Origin of the sequence: Olivibacter jilunii, from assembly GCF_900607235.1 — a bacterium.
Taxonomy (GTDB): domain Bacteria; phylum Bacteroidota; class Bacteroidia; order Sphingobacteriales; family Sphingobacteriaceae; genus Olivibacter; species Olivibacter oleidegradans.
In genome coordinates this window covers 13,450-35,648 of record NZ_LR027851.1, presented here as the reverse complement: position 1 = coordinate 35,648, position 22,199 = coordinate 13,450, and the positions used below count along the sequence as shown (strand labels likewise).

At 39.6% G+C, this 22,199-nt stretch carries 18 protein-coding genes; 3 read left to right on the top strand and 15 right to left on the bottom strand.

All coding sequences use genetic code 11. The features are described from left to right. Positions 1 to 14: 14 nt before the first annotated feature. The 3 genes from bshC (at position 15) to E0E36_RS13995 (ending at position 5,174) form a co-directional block, all read left to right on the top strand. Entirely contained in the window at positions 15 to 1,607 is a 1,593-nt protein-coding gene (bshC, locus tag E0E36_RS14005; RefSeq protein WP_130856475.1) for a bacillithiol biosynthesis cysteine-adding enzyme BshC, read from the top strand. A 99-nt stretch (positions 1,608 to 1,706) separates the two neighbouring features. Then, on the top strand, positions 1,707 to 2,060 hold the full coding sequence (locus E0E36_RS14000) for an MmcQ/YjbR family DNA-binding protein (RefSeq protein ID WP_130856474.1): 354 nt from the start codon (positions 1,707 to 1,709) through the stop codon (positions 2,058 to 2,060). A gap of 87 nt (positions 2,061 to 2,147) precedes the next feature. Then, on the top strand, positions 2,148 to 5,174 hold the full coding sequence (locus E0E36_RS13995; RefSeq protein WP_130856473.1) for a protein O-mannosyl-transferase family: 3,027 nt from the start codon (positions 2,148 to 2,150) through the stop codon (positions 5,172 to 5,174). Between the two features lies 1 nt (position 5,175). Here E0E36_RS13995 and E0E36_RS13990 read toward each other — a convergent pair whose 3' ends face one another. From E0E36_RS13990 to E0E36_RS13920, 15 genes are all read right to left on the bottom strand, one after another. Continuing rightward, the gene (locus tag E0E36_RS13990) at positions 5,176 to 5,712 is read right to left on the bottom strand and encodes a CopD family protein (protein ID WP_130856472.1); all 537 of its coding nucleotides are present in this window, start codon (positions 5,710 to 5,712) and stop codon (positions 5,176 to 5,178) included. A 121-nt stretch (positions 5,713 to 5,833) separates the two neighbouring features. Beyond that, complete coding sequence (gene hemE / locus E0E36_RS13985) at positions 5,834 to 6,859, bottom strand: uroporphyrinogen decarboxylase (RefSeq protein WP_041388786.1); 1,026 nt, start codon at positions 6,857 to 6,859, stop codon at positions 5,834 to 5,836. Between the two features lie 13 nt (positions 6,860 to 6,872). Next, on the bottom strand, positions 6,873 to 7,385 hold the full coding sequence (locus E0E36_RS13980) for a tetratricopeptide repeat protein (protein ID WP_013668378.1): 513 nt from the start codon (positions 7,383 to 7,385) through the stop codon (positions 6,873 to 6,875). A 3-nt stretch (positions 7,386 to 7,388) separates the two neighbouring features. After that, the gene (locus E0E36_RS13975; protein WP_013668379.1) at positions 7,389 to 8,099 is read right to left on the bottom strand and encodes a response regulator transcription factor; all 711 of its coding nucleotides are present in this window, start codon (positions 8,097 to 8,099) and stop codon (positions 7,389 to 7,391) included. 2 nt (positions 8,100 to 8,101) lie between these two features. Beyond that, complete coding sequence (locus E0E36_RS13970; RefSeq protein WP_013668380.1) at positions 8,102 to 8,965, bottom strand: sensor histidine kinase; 864 nt, start codon at positions 8,963 to 8,965, stop codon at positions 8,102 to 8,104. Between the two features lie 84 nt (positions 8,966 to 9,049). Continuing rightward, positions 9,050 to 10,414 (bottom strand): glutamate-1-semialdehyde 2,1-aminomutase, encoded by a 1,365-nt coding sequence (gene hemL / locus E0E36_RS13965; RefSeq protein WP_207303763.1) that lies wholly within the window; start codon positions 10,412 to 10,414, stop codon positions 9,050 to 9,052. Between the two features lie 133 nt (positions 10,415 to 10,547). Next, entirely contained in the window at positions 10,548 to 11,516 is a 969-nt protein-coding gene (gene hemB / locus E0E36_RS13960; protein WP_130856471.1) for a porphobilinogen synthase, read from the bottom strand. Positions 11,517 to 11,681: 165 nt separating this feature from the next. Continuing rightward, a complete protein-coding gene (gene hemC, locus E0E36_RS13955) occupies positions 11,682 to 13,322 on the bottom strand; it encodes a hydroxymethylbilane synthase (RefSeq protein WP_013668383.1) in 1,641 nt (546 codons plus the stop codon). Positions 13,323 to 13,595: 273 nt separating this feature from the next. After that, on the bottom strand, positions 13,596 to 14,840 hold the full coding sequence (hemA, locus tag E0E36_RS13950) for a glutamyl-tRNA reductase (protein WP_130856470.1): 1,245 nt from the start codon (positions 14,838 to 14,840) through the stop codon (positions 13,596 to 13,598). Positions 14,841 to 15,203: 363 nt separating this feature from the next. Then, positions 15,204 to 15,800 (bottom strand): OmpH/Skp family outer membrane protein, encoded by a 597-nt coding sequence (locus E0E36_RS13945; protein WP_013668385.1) that lies wholly within the window; start codon positions 15,798 to 15,800, stop codon positions 15,204 to 15,206. A gap of 140 nt (positions 15,801 to 15,940) precedes the next feature. Further along, a complete protein-coding gene (locus tag E0E36_RS13940) occupies positions 15,941 to 16,477 on the bottom strand; it encodes an OmpH/Skp family outer membrane protein (protein ID WP_013668386.1) in 537 nt (178 codons plus the stop codon). A gap of 275 nt (positions 16,478 to 16,752) precedes the next feature. Then, on the bottom strand, positions 16,753 to 19,320 hold the full coding sequence (gene bamA / locus E0E36_RS13935; protein WP_130856469.1) for an outer membrane protein assembly factor BamA: 2,568 nt from the start codon (positions 19,318 to 19,320) through the stop codon (positions 16,753 to 16,755). A 117-nt stretch (positions 19,321 to 19,437) separates the two neighbouring features. Then, a complete protein-coding gene (locus E0E36_RS13930; RefSeq protein WP_013668388.1) occupies positions 19,438 to 20,178 on the bottom strand; it encodes an isoprenyl transferase in 741 nt (246 codons plus the stop codon). A gap of 6 nt (positions 20,179 to 20,184) precedes the next feature. Then, positions 20,185 to 21,000, bottom strand: a complete 816-nt coding sequence (porG, locus tag E0E36_RS13925; protein ID WP_165446991.1) for a type IX secretion system protein PorG — start codon at positions 20,998 to 21,000, stop codon at positions 20,185 to 20,187. A 286-nt stretch (positions 21,001 to 21,286) separates the two neighbouring features. Continuing rightward, complete coding sequence (locus tag E0E36_RS13920; RefSeq protein ID WP_130856467.1) at positions 21,287 to 22,177, bottom strand: NAD kinase; 891 nt, start codon at positions 22,175 to 22,177, stop codon at positions 21,287 to 21,289. Between the last annotated feature and the right edge of the window lie 22 nt (positions 22,178 to 22,199).

The window sequence follows — 22,199 nt, the reverse complement described above, 5'->3', positions numbered from 1 at the left end:
AGCCTATATAAAACATGAAAGCAAGTTATATTAATTACAGCGATACCAATAGTTTTTCCGAAACGCTCTTAGCGTATATAGCACAAGATAAAAAACTAACACCCTTCTTGGGCAACAGTCCGGATATTGCTGGTTTTGAAAAGCAAATTAATCAGAAGAAAGCGAATCGGACTAACCGCAAGGTATTGGTAAATACACTCAGAGATCAATATAGCGCTTTCCACAATCTTCCATTAGAAGTTAAAAACAACATCAACCTACTGGAAGAAGCGAACACTTTTACGATAACCACCGGACATCAGCTAAACATTTTCACCGGTCCTTTGTACTTTATCTTCAAAATTGTCAGTACGATCAAGTTGTGCAAGCAATTAAAAGAAAAGTTCCCTGACTACCATTTTGTTCCTATTTATTGGATGGCGACAGAAGACCACGACTTCGCTGAGATTAACCACACCCAATTGCAGGGCGAATTGATTAAATGGGACATCCCTGCTCAGGCTGCCACGGGTCGAATGGAAACACTATCCATGGCACGTACCGTGAAGAAATACCAAAAATTACTTGGCTTAAGTCACAATTCAGATAAGCTAGCCAGGCTGGTTGAAGAAGCGTACTTGCAACATACCAACTTGGCTGACGCTACCCGCTATTTAGTGAACGGTTTGTTCGGAAAACACGGGCTGGTTGTAATGGATGCTGATCATCGCGACTTAAAAACGCTTTTCGCTCCCTATATCAAAGAAGATATTCTAGAACAACGTAGTTACCACAATATTACACGTACAACGGAAGCCTTAGAGAAAGCTGGTTTCGAAACGCAAGTTCATGCCCGAGAGATTAATTTTTTTTACTTGACGGAAGAGTACCGGGAACGGATCGTTCAAACAACATCAGGCGATTTTGAGGTATTGCACCATAATTTATTTTTCTCAAAGGAAGAATTAGTAAAAGAAATTGAAAACCACCCTGAGCGTTTCAGCCCAAACGTGGTGATGCGGCCGCTCTATCAGGAAGTTGTTTTGCCTAATCTCTGTTATATCGGCGGCGGTGCAGAAATTGTGTACTGGTTGCAATTAAAGAGTAATTTCGATCATTATAAGGTGGACTTTCCCATTCTACTTCCTCGTAACTCTGCAATCGTATCTAATGAGCATCTCGACTATAAAATTTTTAGGCTCAATTTAACATTTAAAAGTCTCTTTCGCGACGCAAACGAGTTAAAAAGAGAATATGTACGTATACATTCAAAACATCGCCTTAATTTAAATGATGAGTGGCTTGAGATGGAAGCTATATTTGAACGTATTAAAGAAAGAGCCACTAAGATTGATCCTACCTTACGTCCCAGTGCAGAGGCTATAAAAACCAGGTTATGTAAAGCAATCAATAACCTCGAAAAGAAATTTGTTAAAGCAGATAAACTGAACTTTGAAGACGCTGTATCACAGATAGACAAAATAAAGGAGAAATTTTTTCCAAATGGTGGACTTCAAGAGCGGGTGGAGAATTTTGGATTACTCTATGTGAAATACGGTGACGAGCTCATAAACGATCTACTCAAATTCTTCAACCCGCTGGATATGAAGTTTACGATATTGTATTAGTTATTGGTTATTAGGTGTTAGGTGTTAGGTGTTAGGTGTTAACCTAAATTTTTGAATTTTGAATTTTGAATTTTGAATTTTGAATTTTTACTTAAAAAAATGAACATCGAAGAACTAAGGACATATTGCCTAAGCAAAAGAGGAGTGACGGAAGGATTCCCCTTTGGTCCGGACACGCTAGTTTTTAAAGTCGGAGAAAAAGTCTTTCTTTTGACTGGCCTTGATGCACAACCATTATCTTTTAACGTAAAATGTGATCCCGAACGAGCTATTGAGTTACGAGAACAGTATCCCTCAAGTGTTCTTCCCGGTTATCATATGAATAAAAAACACTGGAACACAGTACAAGCAAACGGGGAGCTCTCCTTTAAGCAGCTTACAGAACTCATCGACCATAGTTACGAACTCGTTTATAACAGCCTTCCACAACGAATCAAAGAGACGTTATCGTAACAAAAACGTATACATTCATATATTTAACATTTCGCCCGACACTTTTAACATTTTCTCCGTTAATTTTAGCTAACAAAACGCCTTATTATGGAGAAGACCTACAAAAAGTTGAACGATCTTATTGGTTGGCTATGCGCATTTATTGCGACCTTCATCTACTTTCTTACTAAAGAGCCAACCGTTAGTTTTTGGGATTGTGGCGAATTTATCGCCGCTGCTTATAAACTGGAGATTGTACACCAGTCTGGAGCACCCCTCTTCCTAATGTTGCAAAATATTTTTTCCAACCTTGCATTGGGCGACAAAACATCACTGGCTTACTGGATGAATACAGGTTCTGCTGTTTGCAGCGGCCTTACGGTGTTGTTCTTGTTCTGGACTATTACCTCATTGGCGAAAAAAATACTTGTTACTGAAGACCATTCACTATCTCTGCTAATCACAGTCAAGCTTTTAGGAGCTGGTATAGTAGGTTCTCTGGCCTTTGCTTTTTCAGACAGCTTCTGGTTTTCGGCGGTGGAAAGCGAAGTATATGCTTTGTCTTCTTTATGCACGGCGATTTTGTTCTGGCTTATTTTGAAGTGGGAAAACCACGCACATGAAGTAAGGTCATCAAAGTGGATTGTCTTAATCGCCTATATTATTGGGCTATCCATCGGAGTACATTTACTAAACTTATTAACTATTCCCGTACTTACCCTGGTAATTTACTTCAAGAACGCAAAGCAAATTACGACAAGAGGAATTATTAAACAGCTCGGTATTAGCTTTCTTCTACTAGGCGCTATTTTATGGGGTGTCATACAATATTTAATTAAAGCGGTCGCACAATTTGATGTTTTCTTCGTCAACACCTTAGGACTTGGGTTCGGAAGTGGCATCTTCACCTTTATTATATTATTGGTTACAGCAATCATTCTTGGCATTCGCTATTCCATTAAATACAATAAGGCTCAACTAAATTTGATACTACTTTGTTTTTGCTTTGTGCTCTTTGGATATAGCTCCTTCGTTATGGTATTTGTTAGAGGGACAGCCAATCCTTCGCTCAATAATAATCATCCCGACAACATTTTCTCCTTCCTAGAATACGTAACGCGTGATCAATACCCTCGCAGCCCATTAATCGTAGGTCAGTATTTTGATTCCAACCCGATCGCCGTAGAAAACGGAGCACCGATTTATAGAAAAGACGCCGAGAAATACACCATTGTAGGACATAAATCAGAATATACCTATGATCGCACGACATTATTCCCACGCGTGCACAGCCAAAAGGATAGCGATTTTTACAAACATTGGCTTCGTTTAGCAGAAAATGAACGTCCAACGTTTTGGAGCAATTTGCAGTTTTTCACAAGCTATCAAGCAGGCGTTATGTTCTGGCGTTATTTTATGTGGAATTTTGTTGGAAGGCAAAACGACGAATCGGGACAATTCGGCAATCTTACGGATGGAAATTGGCTGAGCGGAATTAAAGCGATCGATCATATGCGTTTAGGAGGCCAATATGATTTACCGTCATCTGTTAAGCAAGATCCGTCTCGCAATCACTTTTATTTTCTTCCACTACTACTGGGCTTAATTGGTTTAGGGTGGCACTATCAGCATAATAGAAAAGATATGAGTATCGTATTGCTTCTTTTCTTTTTCACTGGATTGGCAATCGTTCTTTATTTAAACGACACACCTCTGCAACCACGCGAACGTGATTATGCTTATGTAGGGGCTTTCTACGCTTTCGCTATCTGGATTGGCCTTGGCGTTATTGCATTGACTAGTCTAGCTAAGAAACGATCGTTGGTTTTCTCAACAACGCTCCTCTGTCTACTCGCCGTTCCGTTTTTATTATTATACCAGGGCTGGGATGATCACGATCGATCGGAAAAGTATACAACTAGAGATCTATATGCGCGCAATTATCTTGCATCTTGTGAACCAAATGCCATTTTATTTACTTATGGTGATAACGACACCTTCCCTATTTGGTATGCACAAGAGGTAGAAGGAATTCGTCCGGATGTCAGGATCGTTAATATTGGCTATCTGAATTCTGATTGGTATTTAAAGCAGATGCGCAAAAGGATCAACAATTCAGCGCCCTTGCCTATAGACATCGAACCCGCAAAAGTAGATAAAGGTGTAAGGGACTATCTGGTATACGAGGATTACCATATTGACAAGCCGGTGGAAATTAAAGATTTATTAGACATTATGTTGTCGGACCATCCCGACGACAAATCTGATCGCACCGGAGAAAATTTTCTACCTACCAAGAAGATGAAGCTGATGGTAAATAAGGAAGATGTAATGAAAAACAAGGTGGTACCAAAAGCTTGGCAAGACTTCATAACCGATAGCATGGAATGGGATTTCAATCGTAACTATATCACCCGTGGTGACTTAGCAATTTTGGATCTTTTGAAAAATAATGCGTGGAAGCGTCCCATTTATTTTGTCAAAATTCCACCAAGTGAAACCCTGGGATTGGACAAATACCTCGTAAACGAAGGACTGTTATACCGATTAATGCCGGTAGACTTAGCTAAAACCAACACCAAAGCAACTGCCAAGGCTCCGGTCGATACGCAGCACACCAATAGGTGGGCTATGTATCATAACTTGATGCATCGATATAACTGGGCGAATGTGAATAAGTTAAATTACTTAGATCCCCTTACCCGGAACATCGTTCCGCAATACACGAACAATTTTAATATTTTATCTCGAGAGCTCCTGGAAGTTGATCAAAAAGCAAAAGCCAAAGATGTCGTCAATAAGTGTCTAGAGGTACTTCCAAAACAGGTTTTAAGTATGAATCAAGCGATTGACTATTATTTTATATCGGATACCTTATATGAAGTAAACGAAAAAAATAAAGCAAATGAGCTTATGAAAAGAAATGGCGACTATATTATAGAGCAGCTCAATTATAATTTAGCAATCGCAAAAGATAAACCAAATGTTATAGACGAACGTAATATTCGCTTAGGCATGGGCCTCTTGAATGCTATGCTAGACAATTCCAAAAAATACAAACAGATGGATATGGAAAAATACTTAGGTAACCAGTACGCCATGCTCGAAAGAAAAATAGCAGCAATTAGCCAATAGGCTAATTGCTCTTTTCCCGTATCTTCTTGTAGATCTTAACAGCTATCATCAGCATGACAGCAAATAGTACCAGACCTACCACGCCATATATCCAGTTTATAGCGCTTTTTAGCACCACCGTAAAAACGATAGCAAATAATAAAACCGTTGCTAATTCATTCCATAATCTAAGTTTAATGGAGGTCCACTTGCTCGTTTCTCCCGCCAGCTGAAACATAATTCGTTGGCAAATAAAATGATAGACAATCAATCCTAAAACAAAAGTAAGTTTGACATGCATCCACGGTTGAGACCACCAAGCCGGATTCAGGTGCATCATCACCGCTGCAGCAATAATGGTTAAATACATAGATGGAGTAGCGATAATCCACCACAACTTGCGTTCCATCAAAACGAACTGCTTATGTAAAATGCGGTACTCATTTTCAGACTGCTGTTTTGCTTCTGTATGGTAAATAAATAGCCTGACCATATAAAATAGGCCCGCCATCCAGCAGACAACAAAGATAATATGTACAGCCTTTGCGTATAAATACATTTTTCCGTTATTAGTTGTTAGTTATTAGTTGTTAGAAATGTATGTCTTTTATGATAATGATTAAACCAGAATATCAAATCTAGGACGAATAACAAATAACCAACAACAGACAACAAAAAACTTAATACCTAAACTCCTTTACTACATCAATTGCATACTTTACGTTATCAAAAGGAATATCCGGCATGATGCCATGTCCTAAATTGAAGATAAAACCTTCTTCACCACGCATACGTTCGAAGAGATGTAAAATTTTTTTCTTTATTACCGCTTTGTCAGCATATAAGATAAAGGGATCTAAGTTACCCTGTACGGCTATTCCTTTCGGCAAATTGTTTTTTATTTGTTTCAAGTCTGCGTTCCAGTCGACCGAGATCACATCCGGTTTCGCCTCGGCCATAAGTGGTGCAAACACCGAACTTCCCTTACAGAAAGAAATAACCGGTATATCTTTTCGATCAAGTTGCGCAATAATTCCAGCATTATATTGGTGAGAAAATTCGCTATAATCATCCCATGATAATGCAAGTGCCCAACTGTCAAATAGCTGCAACGCATTCACTCCGGCCTTTATCTGCATGTTCAGATAAGTAACCGTCACATCAGCAATCTTCTTTAATAATTTGTGGGCTAATTCCGGCTGGTTGTTCAAAAAAAGCTTAGTAAGCTTAAAATCTTTGGATGATCCACCCTCGATTAAATAACTTAGAACCGTAAAAGGGGCCCCGGCAAAGCCTATTAAAGGAATTGCTCCATTAAGTCGTTGTTGGATAACCTGAATAGCATCAGCTACATATTGTAGTTTATCCGCGACGTCGGTTTGCAAGGCATCGATATCGCTTTCATTTCGTACCGGATTTGCAAATTTAGGCCCCACTCCCTGCGTAAAACTCAATTCACCGCCCATCGCTTCCGCCGTTACCAATATATCTGAAAAAAGAATAGCTGCATCAATTCCCAACAAATCGACAGGCAGCATGGTTACATCCGCCGCTATTTCAGGCGTCTTACACATTTCCAAGAAAGAATATTTATTTTTTATATCCCAGTATTCTTTCATAAATCTGCCCGCTTGCCGCATCATCCATACCGGGGGGCGTTCTGTTGGCTGCGAAAAAGCAGCTCTGATAAATAAACTATCTTTTATAGCTGTGGTCACGTTATTTTGGTATTTCGTTTTCTATTCTATTTACAATCTGGGCAATTCGACTACTCACTTCCAATTCCTTCACCTTTTCCAGATACGTCTTCACCCGATCATAGTCTTTCTTCATTAAGTTGATATTCGCCAGGTTTACAAAAATCAGTGCCTTATCACTTTTCCGTCGAAAAGGCAATCTACTGGCAATTTGGAAATGTCTTTCCGCGCTATCATAATTAAGTAATTGCAGATCCAAGCTACCGCTGATAAATTCATAGTAATTTCGTCTCCTCTTCCGCAGATGATCAGGATTCTTGATATCGGCCAAAAGGTTACGCGCTAAATCATATTGTTTCTTCTTAAAAGCCTCAGAAGCCAAGAGTACAGTACCTTCTCTATAGTAACTCCATATCGTATAGCCGATCAAACAAACCATTAAGGCTGTCAATTGGTATGTCTTTGCATACACCGTATAGGCTAATAGCAATAAAGCAAGCACGATAACACCTAGTCGAGCTTTTGAAGTCATCATAGGCTAATGTGTCTTGTTATCGGTAAACTTATAACCAACACCTCTGATCGAGTGGAAATAGATCGGGTTTTTCTGATCTGGCTCAAAATACTTACGGAAGGTCAAAATAAAGTTATCGATAGTGCGTGTTGAAGGATACACATCGTAATTCCAAACGGTTTCTAAAATCTGCTCGCGGGACACGGCTTCATTTCTTCGCTCGATTAATAACTTAAGGAGCATCGTTTCTTTTTTTGTTAAAGCGGTAATCGTTCCGTCGGCGTGGTGTAACTCGAACGAGTTGAAATAAATCGTTTTGTCGCCGATTTGATAAGAATTTAACTCTTTCAGGTCGTCACCTTTCATGCCTCTTCTCACTAAATTGCCCACTCGAAGGATAAGTTCTTCCAGGTTAAAAGGTTTAACTAGATAATCATCAGCACCTTTTTTTAAACCGGTAATACGATCTTCGCTTGTATTCTTGGCCGTGAGGAACATAATGGGCACTTCTGTATTTTCCAGTCGAATAGTCTCAGCAACTTGGAATCCATCAATTTCCGGTATCATGACATCAAGGATGATCAAATTAAATCGTTCTTCCTTGAACTTTTTAAGTGCCTTTTTTCCATCTGTAGCAGTAGTTACTTTATATCCTTCCAATTCAAGATTCAACTTGATGGCTTCGAGCAAGTGCTCTTCATCTTCTACGAGAAGTATGCGTTGTTTTGCTTGCATAATCAATTAAATGTTACATCAAAAATGCTCCCTGTAGGAGTGTTATTTAATACTTTAATTTGGGCGTTGTGTTTATCTAATACTGATTTTACAATGTATAACCCTAATCCCGTACCTTTAGTTTTACGGGTATCTTCACTCCCTACACGATAAAATTTATTAAAAATACGTTTTTTTTCCTCATCATTAATGCCTATTCCTAAATCAGCCACTGAGAACCGTATCTGCCCATCTTGTTTATACAGTCGCACATTAACATGTGCACACGGTGGCGAATATTTGATAGCATTCTCAATTAAATTGGTGACAACTGAAGTGATAGCCAGCTTATCACCGACAAAAAAAATGTTTGGCTGAATATCCGTTTTAATAATCTGGGAGGTGCAGGAATGTACCTGCAATCGATCAGCTATTCGTCCGGTCAGCTCAGAAAAATCAAATTCCTCTTTTGGAATACTTTTGCCTACACTTTCCAGTTTAGTTGCTAGCAGCACATTTTCCACTAAATCGTCTAGACGCTCAATATCTTTTAGAGAATTTGATAGGAATTGATCCCGTTGCTCTTTATTCAGATCACGTTTTAATATGGTTTGTATATACAATTTAATTGAAGCTAAGGGCGACTTTAGCTCGTGTGTAACGGAAAGAAGAAAGTTATGTTGTTGTTTATGTGTTTTATGCTCGTGTACGAAAGCTCTTTTCAGCTTAATAGCACCCACCAAAAAGATGGTCATAAAAATAAACCCCTCACCTATCACCATGCCTTTTCGTAATGGCTCCAGTTCCATTAAAAGCATTCCCCACCATACAATCTGCGCTATTGCATAGAAGACAAGAAAATAAAATAAAAACAATGGCTTTCGCATACCTAATTAGTTGTTAGTTGTTAGTTGTTAGTTGTTAGCTAATTCAAGCTTATAAGCTAAAAGCTAATACCTAAGTCCTAACACCTACTTAAACACCACATCCAAGCTTTCAAATATAGCCCTTTTCGCTTTCTCTAGTTCTATTTTCGAATGGGCAGCCGAAACAAAACCAACCTCATAGCCCGAAGGTCCGAGGTAGACACCTCTATTCAGCAATTCCCGATGCATTACCTTATATTTATCCATGCTTTCTGCTTCAATATCAGATGCGGCCTGGATATTATCTTTATCAGTAAAGGCAATCCAAAATATAGACCCTACGTTAAACACACGTACCTTATAATTTTTTGCGCTTGCATATCGTTGTATGGAAGCTGAAAATTCAGCTGCCTTCTTATTTAATTCTTTATAAAATCCGGGTTTATTCAGTTCGCTTAGCTGTGCAATCCCCGCAGCCATCGCAACTGGATTGCCGGATAAGGTGCCTGCCTGGTAAACGCCGCCGTCCGGTGAAATATAGCCCATAATTTCCTCCGAGGATCCATAAGCGCCAACAGGCATCCCTCCCCCAATTATTTTTCCGTAGGTTATAATATCCGGATGCACGTCGTAATAAGCCGCTGCGCCTTCAAATCCCAGACGAAAACCGGTAATCACTTCATCAAAAATAAGTAAACTCCCGTGATCGCTTGTTATCTTACGCAGAAATTCGATATATTCTTTATTCTGCATCAATAAGCCGTTATTTGCAGGGATTCCCTCAATAATAACAGCTGCAATTTCTTCTTTAAATTCAGCAAAAGCACGTTCCAAAGCCTCTTTATCGTTCAAGCCGATTACCACTGTTTCATCGGCAAATGCTTTAGGCACACCTAAAGAGGAAGTCTCACCAAAAGTTACCAATCCAGAGCCAGCTTTTACCAATAAAGAATCCGAATGCCCATGGTAACAGCCCTCAAATTTAATGATCTTATCCCTTTTGGTATAGCCCCTAGCCAAACGGATGGCCGACATAACAGCCTCTGTACCGGAACTGACAAATCGTAGCTTTTGGATATATTTATTATTTTTAAGAATTAACTCTGCTAATTCATTTTCCAAGGCTGTTGGTGCTCCAAAACTCAGCCCATGCTGGAGTGTAGAAATGACGGCTTCCCTTATTTTGGGATGATTATGGCCAAGAATAAGCGGACCCCAAGAGCAACAGAAATCTATAAACTGATTTCCATCAGCGTCCCACAAAAAACATCCATTGCCTTTCTCAATGAATAAAGGGGTGCCGTATACCGATTTAAAAGCCCGCACAGGCGAATTTACGCCACCTGGAAAGTACTTTTTTGCTTTCTCAAACAAAATTGCAGACTTCTCGCGCGATATGTCTGCTTTAGACCCGGCCACCCGTACCTCTTCCTCATTTCCCGAAAACATTTTTTTTATGGAATCTAACATGTTCGTTATTTGTTGAAACGTTAAATAGTTGAGTTGTCTAGACGTTAAGTAGTAGAGTCGTTAAAACGTTAAGTGGGGTATTCATCATTCTTAACCACTTAACTACTTCCCTATTTAACTACTCAACATTCCATTAAATCCACTGCTGCTCTACCATATCTCTAATATGATAAGTGGTAATTATACGAGCACCCGCACGAGCAAAAGCATACATGGTTTCCATTACAATTTTTTGCTCGTCTATCCAGCCGTTTTGCGCAGCTGCTTTAACCATTGCAAATTCGCCTGAAACATTATAGCATGCCAAAGGCAAAGTGGTTTCATCCTTGATCCTACTAATAACATCCAGATAAGCTAAAGCCGGTTTAATCATTAGCACATCAGCGCCCTCTTGCTCATCTAAAAAGGCTTCTCTTAATGCCTCATTAGGATTTCTGAAATCCATCTGATAAGCCTTTCGATCTCCTTTGCTTGGAGCACAATCTGCTGCTTCCCTGAATGGACCATAATAAGAGGAAGCAAATTTTGTTGCATGCGACATAATCGCTACGTTTACCTGGTTATTTTCATCCAGTGCCTTTCTGATTGCACTAATTCTGCCGTCCATCATATCGGAAGGAGCTAACATATCCGCCCCGGCCTCCGCATGCGCAAGTGACATTTTTGTTAACACGTCGATGGTGGCATCATTCTGAACATAATCATGTTCTAAAATCCCACAGTGTCCGTGTGTCGTGTAAGAACATACACAGACATCCGTTACAATATATAGATCTTCACCAAAAGCTTCTCGAAGTGCTCTGATGGCTTTAGGAACCAGCCCATGGCGATCATAAGCCGTGTGTGCATCCGCACTCTTCTCTTCTCCAACCCCAAAAAGCATGATTTTATTAACGCCCAGTTTCAATCCAATTGCTACGTCCTCTATCAGTTTATCAATAGAAAAATGGTGTATACCCGGTAAGGAGGGCAAGGCATGTTTTATTTGATTTCCTGGAACGATAAAATAAGGATATATAAACATATCCTTTGACAGATGAGTTTCTGCCACCATCTCCCTCACAATTGGATTTTTACGTAATCTACGTTGTCGATAAATCATTTTCTTTTTTTTAATCTTAATCTCTCAAGACAAATCTCGTAGCTTTACAAGCTAAACACCAGGTATTTTCGAAAGAAAAAGGGAGGTGCTCGTACACGAAGCTTTTGAGATTTTTCTTGTTACAAAGATAAGCATGAAAATGTGCGATTGAAGTAGCAAAACATATTATAGCAATGGGGTGACAGTTCCTGATGAATCATTTTTCGTCGGCTTTCCCTTACTGTAATTCAGTGCAAAAACTGCTTCTGCCAACCCCAGCTCGTCAGGTGAGAAAGGCAATGTGTATTGAACTCCTATCTCCTCGAGCTTTTTTCCTGTAGAGTTACCGATACTGATCACTTTCTGCCCCGGCTCTACCAAGTTATCTTTAAAGTAGGCTTCAACATTGGTTGGACTAGTAAAGATTAGGACATCCGCTCCCGAGCCTTCTACCTGTTCATCAATACGCGTTTCATAAACCGGTAAATCAATAACCTTCGTATCGGCAGTTAGCCGACTTTGAATGGTTTGCAGCGAGCCTTTTGCGCGAGGAAATAGTACTGTAGAACCTGCTGCTACTTGGGCGAAGGCATCTCCCACTTTTTCCATTTCAATCCCCTCGGCTTCTCCAGTGAACGCAGGTATAATCCCATGGCTTCTTAAAGCTTCTTCGGAACCCCGACCAACTACGGCATATTGCACATGTTTACTAAGTCTCGGTTTAAGCTTGAAAAAATTTTCGATTCCATTTTTACTACTAAAAAATACCCATCGAACATATTTGAGTATATATGGATCCAAGGTATTTATAATGGAAAAAATTTTAATGAGCGATCGCCCTTCAACTTTTATATGATGTTGTTCCAAGGACCGCTTCAGAAAAGAGGTGTCAGCAAGTTCACGGGTGATAAAAACGGAACTTGGCAATTTCCTATCCGGATCAAATTTCTCTACAATCTCTTCTGCCAAGCCAGCAGCACTTTCCGCTTTAAGATATAAACGTGTAGGAAAGCTTTCTCCGTCTTTAGCTTTTGCAGTCCAAACTTCATAACCGGTTGTAGTTTTCCGACAGTAACAACCTAATGGCATATGACATCCTCCTTCAAAAAGGTTAAGGACTTTACGCTCTACTCCTATAGTTTCAGCCACATCTTTTTGATGCAGTTTTTGCAAAACTTCATACAATGTATGATCGGATTCACGAATTTGAATAGCTAAAACTCCCTGAGCGGGAGCCGGAATAATTTCCGTTGGAGGTATGATTTCCACATGAAACTCGCTTAAATCTAATTTCAAACGTTCAACACCCGCTTTTGCCAACATGATAGCATCATATTTTTCATCACGCAACTTTTGTAAACGAGTATTTACATTACCTCGTAAATCTTCGATTTCCAAATCCGGTCTGAAAGCCAACAACTGTGCTTTCCGCCGATTGGAGGAAGTGCCAACAATGGCGTTATGTTTAACGGATAATCTTTTCTTAAGATCAACGCAATCTTTCAGAATAATCAATAATTCTGAAGGATCTTCTCTTTCAGATACCGCTGCAATTCTTAATCCGGGTGGATTTGCAGTAGGAAGATCTTTGTGCGAATGTACGGCAATGTCGATTTTTTCAGCAAGCAGTTCTTCTTCCAATTCTTTCGTAAAAAAACCCTTGCCTTCTAATTTATCTAAACGAAGATGCTGTATATTATCTCCCTGTGTTTTAATAACTTTAAGCTCTGCTTGTACGCCAATTGTAGCTAAACGATCTTTCACATGGTTAGCTTGCCACAAAGCCAAATCGCTACCTCTTGTTCCAATAATAAGCGTTCTGTCCACCTTTATAATATATGTTGCAATTGTAAATAATCCATTTTCTAACCCTCATTACCCAACTCAACTTTTATTCCGCCCTTGGAATACTCCCTTTATTCGTCCGCTATCTATTCATTGAATCCATTCAGCGCAGCTAGAGTCCGATGCTTCAACTAAAACACTTCACTAAATGCCAAAAAAGATGGTGTATTGTTAGATAACCATCTTTAATTGCTATAAAAATAAAAAAAATAATGTGATAAGCTAAAAGCAATGTGTAGAAAGAAACCCTACCCTCTAATTTTCTGCCGCCTCTTTGCTTTTTGCGATTAATATTTCCTTTGCAAGCACCATCGGACCGCTGATATATTTTTTCTCCATATAGTTAATAACCTTTTCCAAAACCTCTCTGGAACTGGCATCCAAGGAATTAAGCTCGTTAGCAAATACCGTATTCAATGCAAAAGATTTTATTTCCTTCACTCTTTCGGGTACCTGGCGCATGGCTATTTCTACCTTTCGTTGTTTTAAAATAGGTAAAAACTCGGCAACATTGCTTTCAATAATTCTTTCCGCGTGGATAAGTTCGTTATAACGTTCCTGAAGATTCTTATTCGCAATTGCTTGCAAGCCGCTAACTTCTATGTAGTGTATTGCGTTTTCAGCAAGTACCTCCTCCGAAACATCGTTCGGGATTGCCAAATCAACGACTATCTTCTTGGATGTCTCCCCATTTAGCAAACTGGCATAAATAGACGATGTAATAACGGGTTCTGTAGAACCTGTACAGGTAATCAGTATATCAAATCCTTCCTTATAGTGCCTTAACTCGCTTAATGGAAAGGCTCGGCCATTTAACTCTTTCGCTAAACGTTCCGCTTTATCCATTGTACGGTTGAATACTACGAAGTTTGAAAATTTATGTTTTTGTAGGTATTTTGAGATATTTTGGTTGGTTTCACCTGCGCCTACTAATAAGATACGGGGATTATCAGTGAACTTGAGATCTCTTAATTTACGATAGGCTAATGATACAACGGACACCGGATTACGGGAGATCATGGTATGCGTATAAACCTCCTTAGCCGTCTTCACCAAACTGTTCATCATTAAGCGCATAAAATCACCCGTTAATCCCCCTTTACGACATCTTTCATAAGCTCGTCGAACCTGCGCTAATATTTCCTTTTCTCCGACAACTAAACTCTCCAAAGAACAGGACATCCTAAATAAATGATGTAAAGCATCCAGTCCTTCATAAGTAGTCACCTGATTAAGAAATTGATCAAATTGTTCATCAGGCACACAAAAATTCAATCCACGCAAAAAGTTCTTCACGAACTCACTTGTTAAGGTATGTTTTCCATGAAAAACGAATTCAACCCGATTGCATGTGCCTACGTAAAAAATCTCTTCGATGTCAAAATTGTTTTTGACGTTAATCAATCGGCTTTCAAGCTCTTCATTACAAATAACCAAATTGCCTAAATCTTTTAGGTCAACGTGCTTGTGTGTAAATGCTATTACTTTAAGATGCTCCAAGGTCTCTTTACCCTCTCTATATTATACTGTCGACAAAAGTACATCTATACGCTTGTTACAGTGTCAAAACTTTGTCAAACACAGCTATTTAGAATGTTTTTAAATAATAGGGATTTCAAGAATTTAGCTTCTGAGGCCCAGCATCTAATCACACCTTATACCTCACTACTTACACCTTAAACCTTAAACCTTACACCCTATACCTTAAACCTTATACCCTATACCTTACACCTTATACCCTATACCTTATACCCTACTCCTTACACCCTACTCCTTACACCCTACTCCTCTCTTCTCACCCTCCTCATAAAACAAAAAAACCGTTCCTATAAATAGAAACGGTTTTCCTTACCTTTAGATCACTTATTTTGTTGCTGGAGTGGTAGTAGTAGGCGTCGTGGCTGCCGGTGCTACCGGTTTCGCATTTGGATCGATTCCTAACTTCGTTTTTACTGCAGCACTAATATCATCTCCTCCCTCAAAATATAAAACAGATTGTTGTGCAATATCTAAAATATAGGCATAACCTTTTTCCTTTGCCACCGCTTGAATAGCCTTTTCTGCTTTTTCAAAAACCGGTTGGAACACCTCTTCTCTTTTCGCACCTACTTCCTGTTCTGCCTTCTGCTGCACCTCTCCCATACGTCCTTCCATCTGCTGGATTTCTGTACTTAAGGTTTGCAATTCTTTATCTACTGTTTCTTTATTAGCTTCGCTTCTGGTTTTTTGCTTGTCCATAAATGCTGTGATCTTTTTTTGACGCTCAGCATCCATTTGTTGAATCTCAGTACGTTTAGTACCTACAAAAGTTTCCAATGTTTGATTGGCTGTTTTGTACTCCGGCATTAGAAGCAAAATCTCCTGTGAATTCACGTGTCCAATTTTTTGTTGTGCACTCACAGCGCCAACTGTTAAAAATAATCCTGCAGCTACTAAAACCGACTTAAATAAATGTTTCATTCGCAATTTTAATTTTGTTGACTCAACAGAGCCGTCTATAATTTTTGTTTAAGTTAATTACATTTTACACAACACAATCCGTAGTAGGCAAAAGCTCAGCTACGGATTTGAAAATTGGTGCAATTTTAAGCAAGTATTCTCTATTTTGCAAGTGCCTCCGGTTTATAACCCAAGCGAGTGATTACATCATTGCTTTTATCCAACCTCGGATTAGAGTACAAGAATGTCACTTCACTTCCTTTATCGAGTACCACGTCTAGATTTTGGCTTTCGGCAACCGCTTGTATGGCTTTGGAAACACGCTCTTGTATCGGCTTGATTAGTTTAAGGCGTTCCTTGTACAGATCACCTTCAAAGCCAAAAATTTTCTTTTGAAACTCTTTAGTCTCACGTTCCTTCTGCACAATCTCGTCCTCTCTTTTCTTTCTCATCTCATCGCTCAACATCACCTGATCTTGTTGATAAGCCTTATACATTCTTTCTATGCTGCTGTATCGAGCATCCACTTCCTTTTGCCATTTTTCGGACATATCTTCCAGTTGCTTCTGCGCAGAAACATATTCCGGAATGTGCTTTAATATGTATTCACTATCTACATAAGCAAAGCGTTGAGCGAATGCAGAAGCGCCGGCAATAAATATAAAAGCTAACGTTAAGAATATTTTTTTAGTGTTCATATGATCATTTCTTTATGTTCTTTCAGACTCGACTTTTCAGCCAAGGTTTAACCTGACTAATCGGGATGAAAGACCTCATCTTTTCTTAATGAATGCCAAATATAATACCATTCCTATATTTTAGATATAAAATTTAACATTTTTTAGCAATTCTTTTGGCATCAAGATATCAGTATCAAGACTAAAGCATCAGGTATCAGAACTAACATCAGGTTATTTTTCTGCTACCCTATATTATTATCTTATGTCCAGACACTTATGTCTTATATCTATTATTAATTAAACCCTCCCATCTGTTGCATAATGCTGAACGTGAATGGTTGGCGCCATTGGCTTCTATCAACCCCCGGTATAGGATCGAAGGCATGTCCATAATCAATTCCTAATAAACCAAATATTGGAAGGAAAATGCGCGCCCCTATACCCACCGAACGACGCACCTTAAACGGATTGAAATCTTTAAAGGCATCCCAGGTATTACCCGCGTCAGCGAATCCAAGCAAGAAGACCTTCGCCTGCTCATTCATCATGACAGGGTAACGCAACTCCATCTGATAACGTGTATAAATCGGGCTACCGGAGTTTCTTGCAATTTGAATATCCTGGCTGTTTGTTTTCGTTTCCGGTATCACGTAACCATTGGCATAACCGCGCATGGCAACTACTTCAGAACCTTGTAGAAAGTCGAAGCCCATCATACCATCTCCCCCTAACTTAAAGCGCTCAAAGGCCGAGGTACCGGTAACTTTACTATAAGAGCCAATAAATCCAAATTGAGCTTGAGCTTTAAATACCAGTTTACCCACAACCGTTTGAAACCACTGCGAATCAAATTTCCATTTGTGATATTCTACCCAACGATAACGGATATGATCCGGTGCCGTAGGGTAATTGATGTTATTAAACAAAGAATAAGGAGGCGTTGCTTGTACCGTGAAGCGCAAATTCGATCCGGAGGTAGGGAAAATCGGATCGCTCAGCGAGTTCCGGCTTATCTCTTGCGTTAAGTTAATATTATAAGATGTACCATTTCTAAACAGGAAGTAAGCATCGTAATTACGCAACTTATATTGTTGTAAGTTTAACGAATAGTTTACCTGAAAATAATAGTCGGGCCATTTTAAACGCTTACCTAAGCTAACCGTTACACCGTTCATCCGGATTTTGGGGGTACTCTCCGTAACGTTCTCGCGGCCGGTATAATAATCGTAACCGCCATAGGCCGACATAGAAGTAAAGGCACTTATACCAAAATAAATCGGTTTCTTCCCCCCTAGCCAAGGTTCAGAAAAAGAGAAACTATAGGATTGATACGATTTACCACTCGTTTGGCCTCTCAAGCTTAGCTTTTGCCCGTCTCCACGAGGAAGCGGTTTCCAAGCTTTTTTATTAAATAGATTTTTGGTAGAGAAGTTATTGAACGTTAAACCTAAGGTACCGATAATACGTCCCGCTCCGAAACCTCCAGACAATTCCACTTGATCGGAAGGTTTTTCAGCCACCGTATATTCAATATCGACCGTTCCATCGGCTGGGTTTGGCTTCGGCACCGGTGAAGTCTTGGATTCGTCAAAATTACCTAAGGTGGCAATTTCACGGATATCCCGCATGATATTCGTCTTGGAGAATTTTTGTCCCGGTTTCGTTTGTAATTGACGCCGAACCACTTTATCGTTTGTCACGTCGTTTCCTTTTAGCACAATCCGATTGACATCATACTGTGGTCCTTCATACATACGCATTTCCAAATCAATGGTATCCCCATAGATTTTTGTCTGCACAGGATCTACCTGGAAGGTCAAATAACCATCATCCATATAATAGGCAGAAACATCGGCTCCTGTTTTGGATGGGCCTAACAATTTGGTATTCAATTTCTCTTCACTGAATACCTCTCCCTTTTCTATCCCCAAGATCTTGCTAAGTGTTTCGTCGGTATATTTTGCGTTACCCGACCAGGTTATGTCACCAAAGTAATACTTTGGCCCTTCATACACATCAATGTCAATGCGAACATTTTTTCGATTCAACTGGGTAACAGAATCCCGAACAATGGTTGCATCGCGATAACCTTTACTGCGCATCTTCGAAATAAGCGCCTCTTTACCCTCAGCATATTTTTCATAGTTAAATTTACCGGGGCCCCAAAACCGCCACCACCTCTTTTGCTTCACTTTTTTCAGGTATTTATGCATTTTCGCATCGGAAAATTCTTTATTACCGGTGAAGTTAATTTCTTTCGCTTTTACTTTTTTATTTTTCTTAACTGCGACTTTTAGAATTTGGTTATTTGCTTCTGTTGTATCTTTTACTTGCGAAATGTTAATATCAGGATATAAATAGCCCTTTTCCCTAAGGTAACGTTTAATCGTATTTCGGGTGGTATTCAGTAAGTTTTCGTTAATGATTTTCCCCGTATTTTCGTTTAGTCGCTTTCTAACCTCCTCTGTTTGACTTTTACTCAAACCATCCAGGTCGATACGCGTTAAACGCGGTCGTTCTACCACGTCAATATTAAAAAATACTGTATCACCCCGAACCTGGTCTATGGTAAGTTCAATATTATCAAAAAGCCCTTGCGACCATAGGTTCTTGATTGCGTTGGAAGTTGCTTCTCCGGGTACTTCAATACGATCACCGACAGAAAGTTTCGAAATCGTCAATAATACATCGTTATCTAAAAACTTAGTACCACTTATTGTAACACCTCCAATAATATAATCCTTTGGATTCAGGTAGCCAGACCCACCCGTTTGCCTAGACGAATTACCTACTCGAAGTTGTGCTGAAGCAATTTGCGCTCCTATCAAACAAAAACCTATTAAAAGAAAAAGTCGCTTCATTGAATTTATTTATCGCCGCTAAAGTAAAATAAACAGTTGTTAATTTTTGTTAAACTATTTTTTTTCAAATTTTGAACGTTAGCTTTTGATATTTTGATATATATAAAGTTAAAATACTTATTTTAATTGTTCGCTGGTTAAGCCGAATCTGCGCTCTCGATTTTGAAACTCAACAATAGCGGCATACAGGTCATCCCTTCTAAAATCCGGCCATAATTTACTGGTAAAATACAATTCAGCGTAAGCTAATTGCCATAGTAAGTAATTACTGATGCGCTGTTCTCCGCTTGTGCGGATCATAAGTTCGGGATCAGGTAGAGGATAAGAATTAAGATGCTGAGCAAACAGGGCTTCGTCGATATCGTCAGCTTTCAATAAACCCTGTTGAACAGACTGTGCTATTTTTTTTGCTGCGTCTGCAATCTCCCAGCGGGAACTGTAGCTCAAGGCCAGCGTCAACGTACATTTGGTATTGGACGCCGTTTCTTCCATACACTGTTTCAAGTGCGCTAACGCTTTAGCAGGCAACAGATCGAGATTTCCGATCGCGTTTAGCTTCACGCCATTTGCCATCAATCGTTTTGTTTCTTTACCAATTGAAGACACTAACAACTCCATAAGGGCGGCCACCTCCAATTTCGGGCGGTTCCAGTTTTCAGCAGAAAATGTATATAGGGTTAAATAAGGCACACCGATTTCCACAGCACCTTCTAAAACATCTCGCACCGAGTCCACACCACGTTTATGGCCAAACACTCTCAACTTACCGCGTTCTTTTGCCCAGCGTCCATTTCCATCCATAATGATGGCTATATGTCGCGGCAACTTACTGCGATCTATCAGTTCAACATTAGTCATCGTAAGCTAATTCTTCTTTATATAAACAGGACATCCTGCCCTAAATATCGCATATGTTACCGTAAAGGTGGCTAACATATACGTGTCTTTTTGTCGGCCATCACCTCGCTGCGTTCCCACGAGCATTTGCTGCGATGGATCAATAAAATACAGCCGTTGATTGAGCTCTTCATCCCCCAACCTGTTTCTTCCCGGCACCCAATCAAATCCATTTATGTAATCTCCACTTATATCATCTATGTAATCGGTAAATGCTATGCGATATCCCAACTCCACTCCAATTGTCCAGGGCCCGCGCAGATTATAACGAAACCCTACGCCAAAGGGAATACTAAGCGCATACCTTTTGTAATCAACACCTTCCGTTTGATAATCGTGTAGATTTACTAATTCTCCGTCAAAATTATAGTTCTTTGGCTGAAAATGAAAACCTCCAATACCCGCAAACAGATAAGGAGTATAAGAAACCCGACCATATGACGGTTCAAATTTAAAAAAATTAAACTCACCTACTAGCGATGCCTCATATATTGGTGATTTAAAATACAGTTGCTGCTGTCTTACAAATTCGTTGGAATTGGAAGCTCCATCACCCTGTGTATTGGCGCGAAGAAAATTAAACCGCACTGCCCAATTTCTGCTTAGGTTTTTTCTCACGAGTAAACCAAGCGTCCAGTCATTTAACTTAAGCGGATTAGTAGGATTCAATTCTCCCATATAACCTGACATGCCCCCACTAAGCCCAAACTCCCAGTCCTGAGATCTTCCTACATTTGTCACAAGAAGCATAACCGCAACTAGCAGCGATGTATTTTTTAGCATAACGTGCATGCATCTCCAATAAAGGTGGTAAAGATAAGAGAAATTTTATATAAGCGGTTAGGTTTTAGCTATTAGTTATTGAGTGGTTATTAGTTATTGAGTGGTCCATGACATCTTCAGTCTTCGGCAATCGGCACTGCCTGTTTTAGTTACCCATGGTACTTATTCCCCATTGGCTCATTAACCGGCTGTCAGCTTTCGTTCGCATTGGACCCTCATTATCACATTAGTAATTATCATATTGACTAATTAATAAGTTTCTTACTCAACTACGTTACTATTTTCACTAATAGTTCCTCGTGTCCAGCCCCCACAAAAGTTTATGGCGTATGGTACTAAAAAAACTTTCTTGCTTTAGCCGAATCAGATTAACAGCATAATCGGCCTTCCGTATATGGATCGCTGTCCCGGTATTGACCGTTTCAGTTGTTGAATCATAAGAAAACAAAAAAGAGTCGCTTCTGCTTTCGACTTCGATACGGATCGTGCTACTGTCTGATACCACGATAGGTCTGACATTTAGGTTATGAGGTGAAATAGGTGTAATGATAAAGTTTCCCGAGCCGGGCATTACAATTGGCCCACCGCAGCTCAATGAATATGCAGTAGAACCCGTCGGGGTCGCGATGATAAGTCCATCCGCCCAATAAGCATTTAACAGTTCGTTATTTACATAAGCATGAACCGTTATCATAGCAGAGCTATCTTTTTTAATGATTGTAATATCATTTAAAGCAAAAGCTAATTGCCTCGCATCCGGTTCCGGCCCATTACCTTTATAGGTAGCGAGCAAGACCCTCTTTTCGATATCATAATTCCCGCTAAGCAGTTGGGCAAGCGCATGTTCAATTTTGTCTTTATTGATACTTGCCAAAAAACCAAGTCGCCCAAAATTTATACCGGTCACCGGAATACCGCTATCACCGATAATGGAAACGGCTGCCAACATGGTTCCGTCACCGCCAAGGCTCAACATAAACCGGGTATCACCGGGAAGGTCTGTATAAGAATAAAAGGAGTGGGTTTCCTTCCTCCAAGCTATTTTATCGGCTAAAAATTCATTGAAAGGTTGATATACCCATATTTCGATATCTTCTGCTGCTAAAAGATCGAACAACGCTTGTACATATTGAATGACAGCATTCTGAAACTCTCTTCCGTATATAGCTATTTTCATTAAAATAATTTATTCTTAACGG

Bases quoted from the DNA above. Each gene is read 5' to 3' on its own strand.
- hemB (WP_130856471.1), bottom strand. From the start codon at position 11,516: ATGATTTATCGACAACGTAGATTACGTAAAAATCCAATTGTGAGGGAG.
- E0E36_RS13930 (WP_013668388.1), bottom strand. From the start codon at position 20,178: ATGACTAATGTTGAACTGATAGATCGCAGTAAGTTGCCGCGACATATA.
- bshC (WP_130856475.1), top strand. From the start codon at position 15: ATGAAAGCAAGTTATATTAATTACAGCGATACCAATAGTTTTTCCGAA.
- E0E36_RS13945 (WP_013668385.1), bottom strand. From the start codon at position 15,800: ATGAAACATTTATTTAAGTCGGTTTTAGTAGCTGCAGGATTATTTTTA.
- E0E36_RS14000 (WP_130856474.1), top strand. From the start codon at position 1,707: ATGAACATCGAAGAACTAAGGACATATTGCCTAAGCAAAAGAGGAGTG.
- porG (WP_165446991.1), bottom strand. From the start codon at position 21,000: ATGCTAAAAAATACATCGCTGCTAGTTGCGGTTATGCTTCTTGTGACA.
- E0E36_RS13940 (WP_013668386.1), bottom strand. From the start codon at position 16,477: ATGAACACTAAAAAAATATTCTTAACGTTAGCTTTTATATTTATTGCC.
- E0E36_RS13970 (WP_013668380.1), bottom strand. From the start codon at position 8,965: ATGCGAAAGCCATTGTTTTTATTTTATTTTCTTGTCTTCTATGCAATA.
- E0E36_RS13980 (WP_013668378.1), bottom strand. From the start codon at position 7,385: ATGATGACTTCAAAAGCTCGACTAGGTGTTATCGTGCTTGCTTTATTG.
- E0E36_RS13990 (WP_130856472.1), bottom strand. From the start codon at position 5,712: ATGTATTTATACGCAAAGGCTGTACATATTATCTTTGTTGTCTGCTGG.
- hemL (WP_207303763.1), bottom strand. From the start codon at position 10,414: ATGTTAGATTCCATAAAAAAAATGTTTTCGGGAAATGAGGAAGAGGTA.
- E0E36_RS13975 (WP_013668379.1), bottom strand. From the start codon at position 8,099: ATGCAAGCAAAACAACGCATACTTCTCGTAGAAGATGAAGAGCACTTG.
- E0E36_RS13920 (WP_130856467.1), bottom strand. From the start codon at position 22,177: ATGAAAATAGCTATATACGGAAGAGAGTTTCAGAATGCTGTCATTCAA.
- bamA (WP_130856469.1), bottom strand. From the start codon at position 19,320: ATGAAGCGACTTTTTCTTTTAATAGGTTTTTGTTTGATAGGAGCGCAA.
- E0E36_RS13995 (WP_130856473.1), top strand. From the start codon at position 2,148: ATGGAGAAGACCTACAAAAAGTTGAACGATCTTATTGGTTGGCTATGC.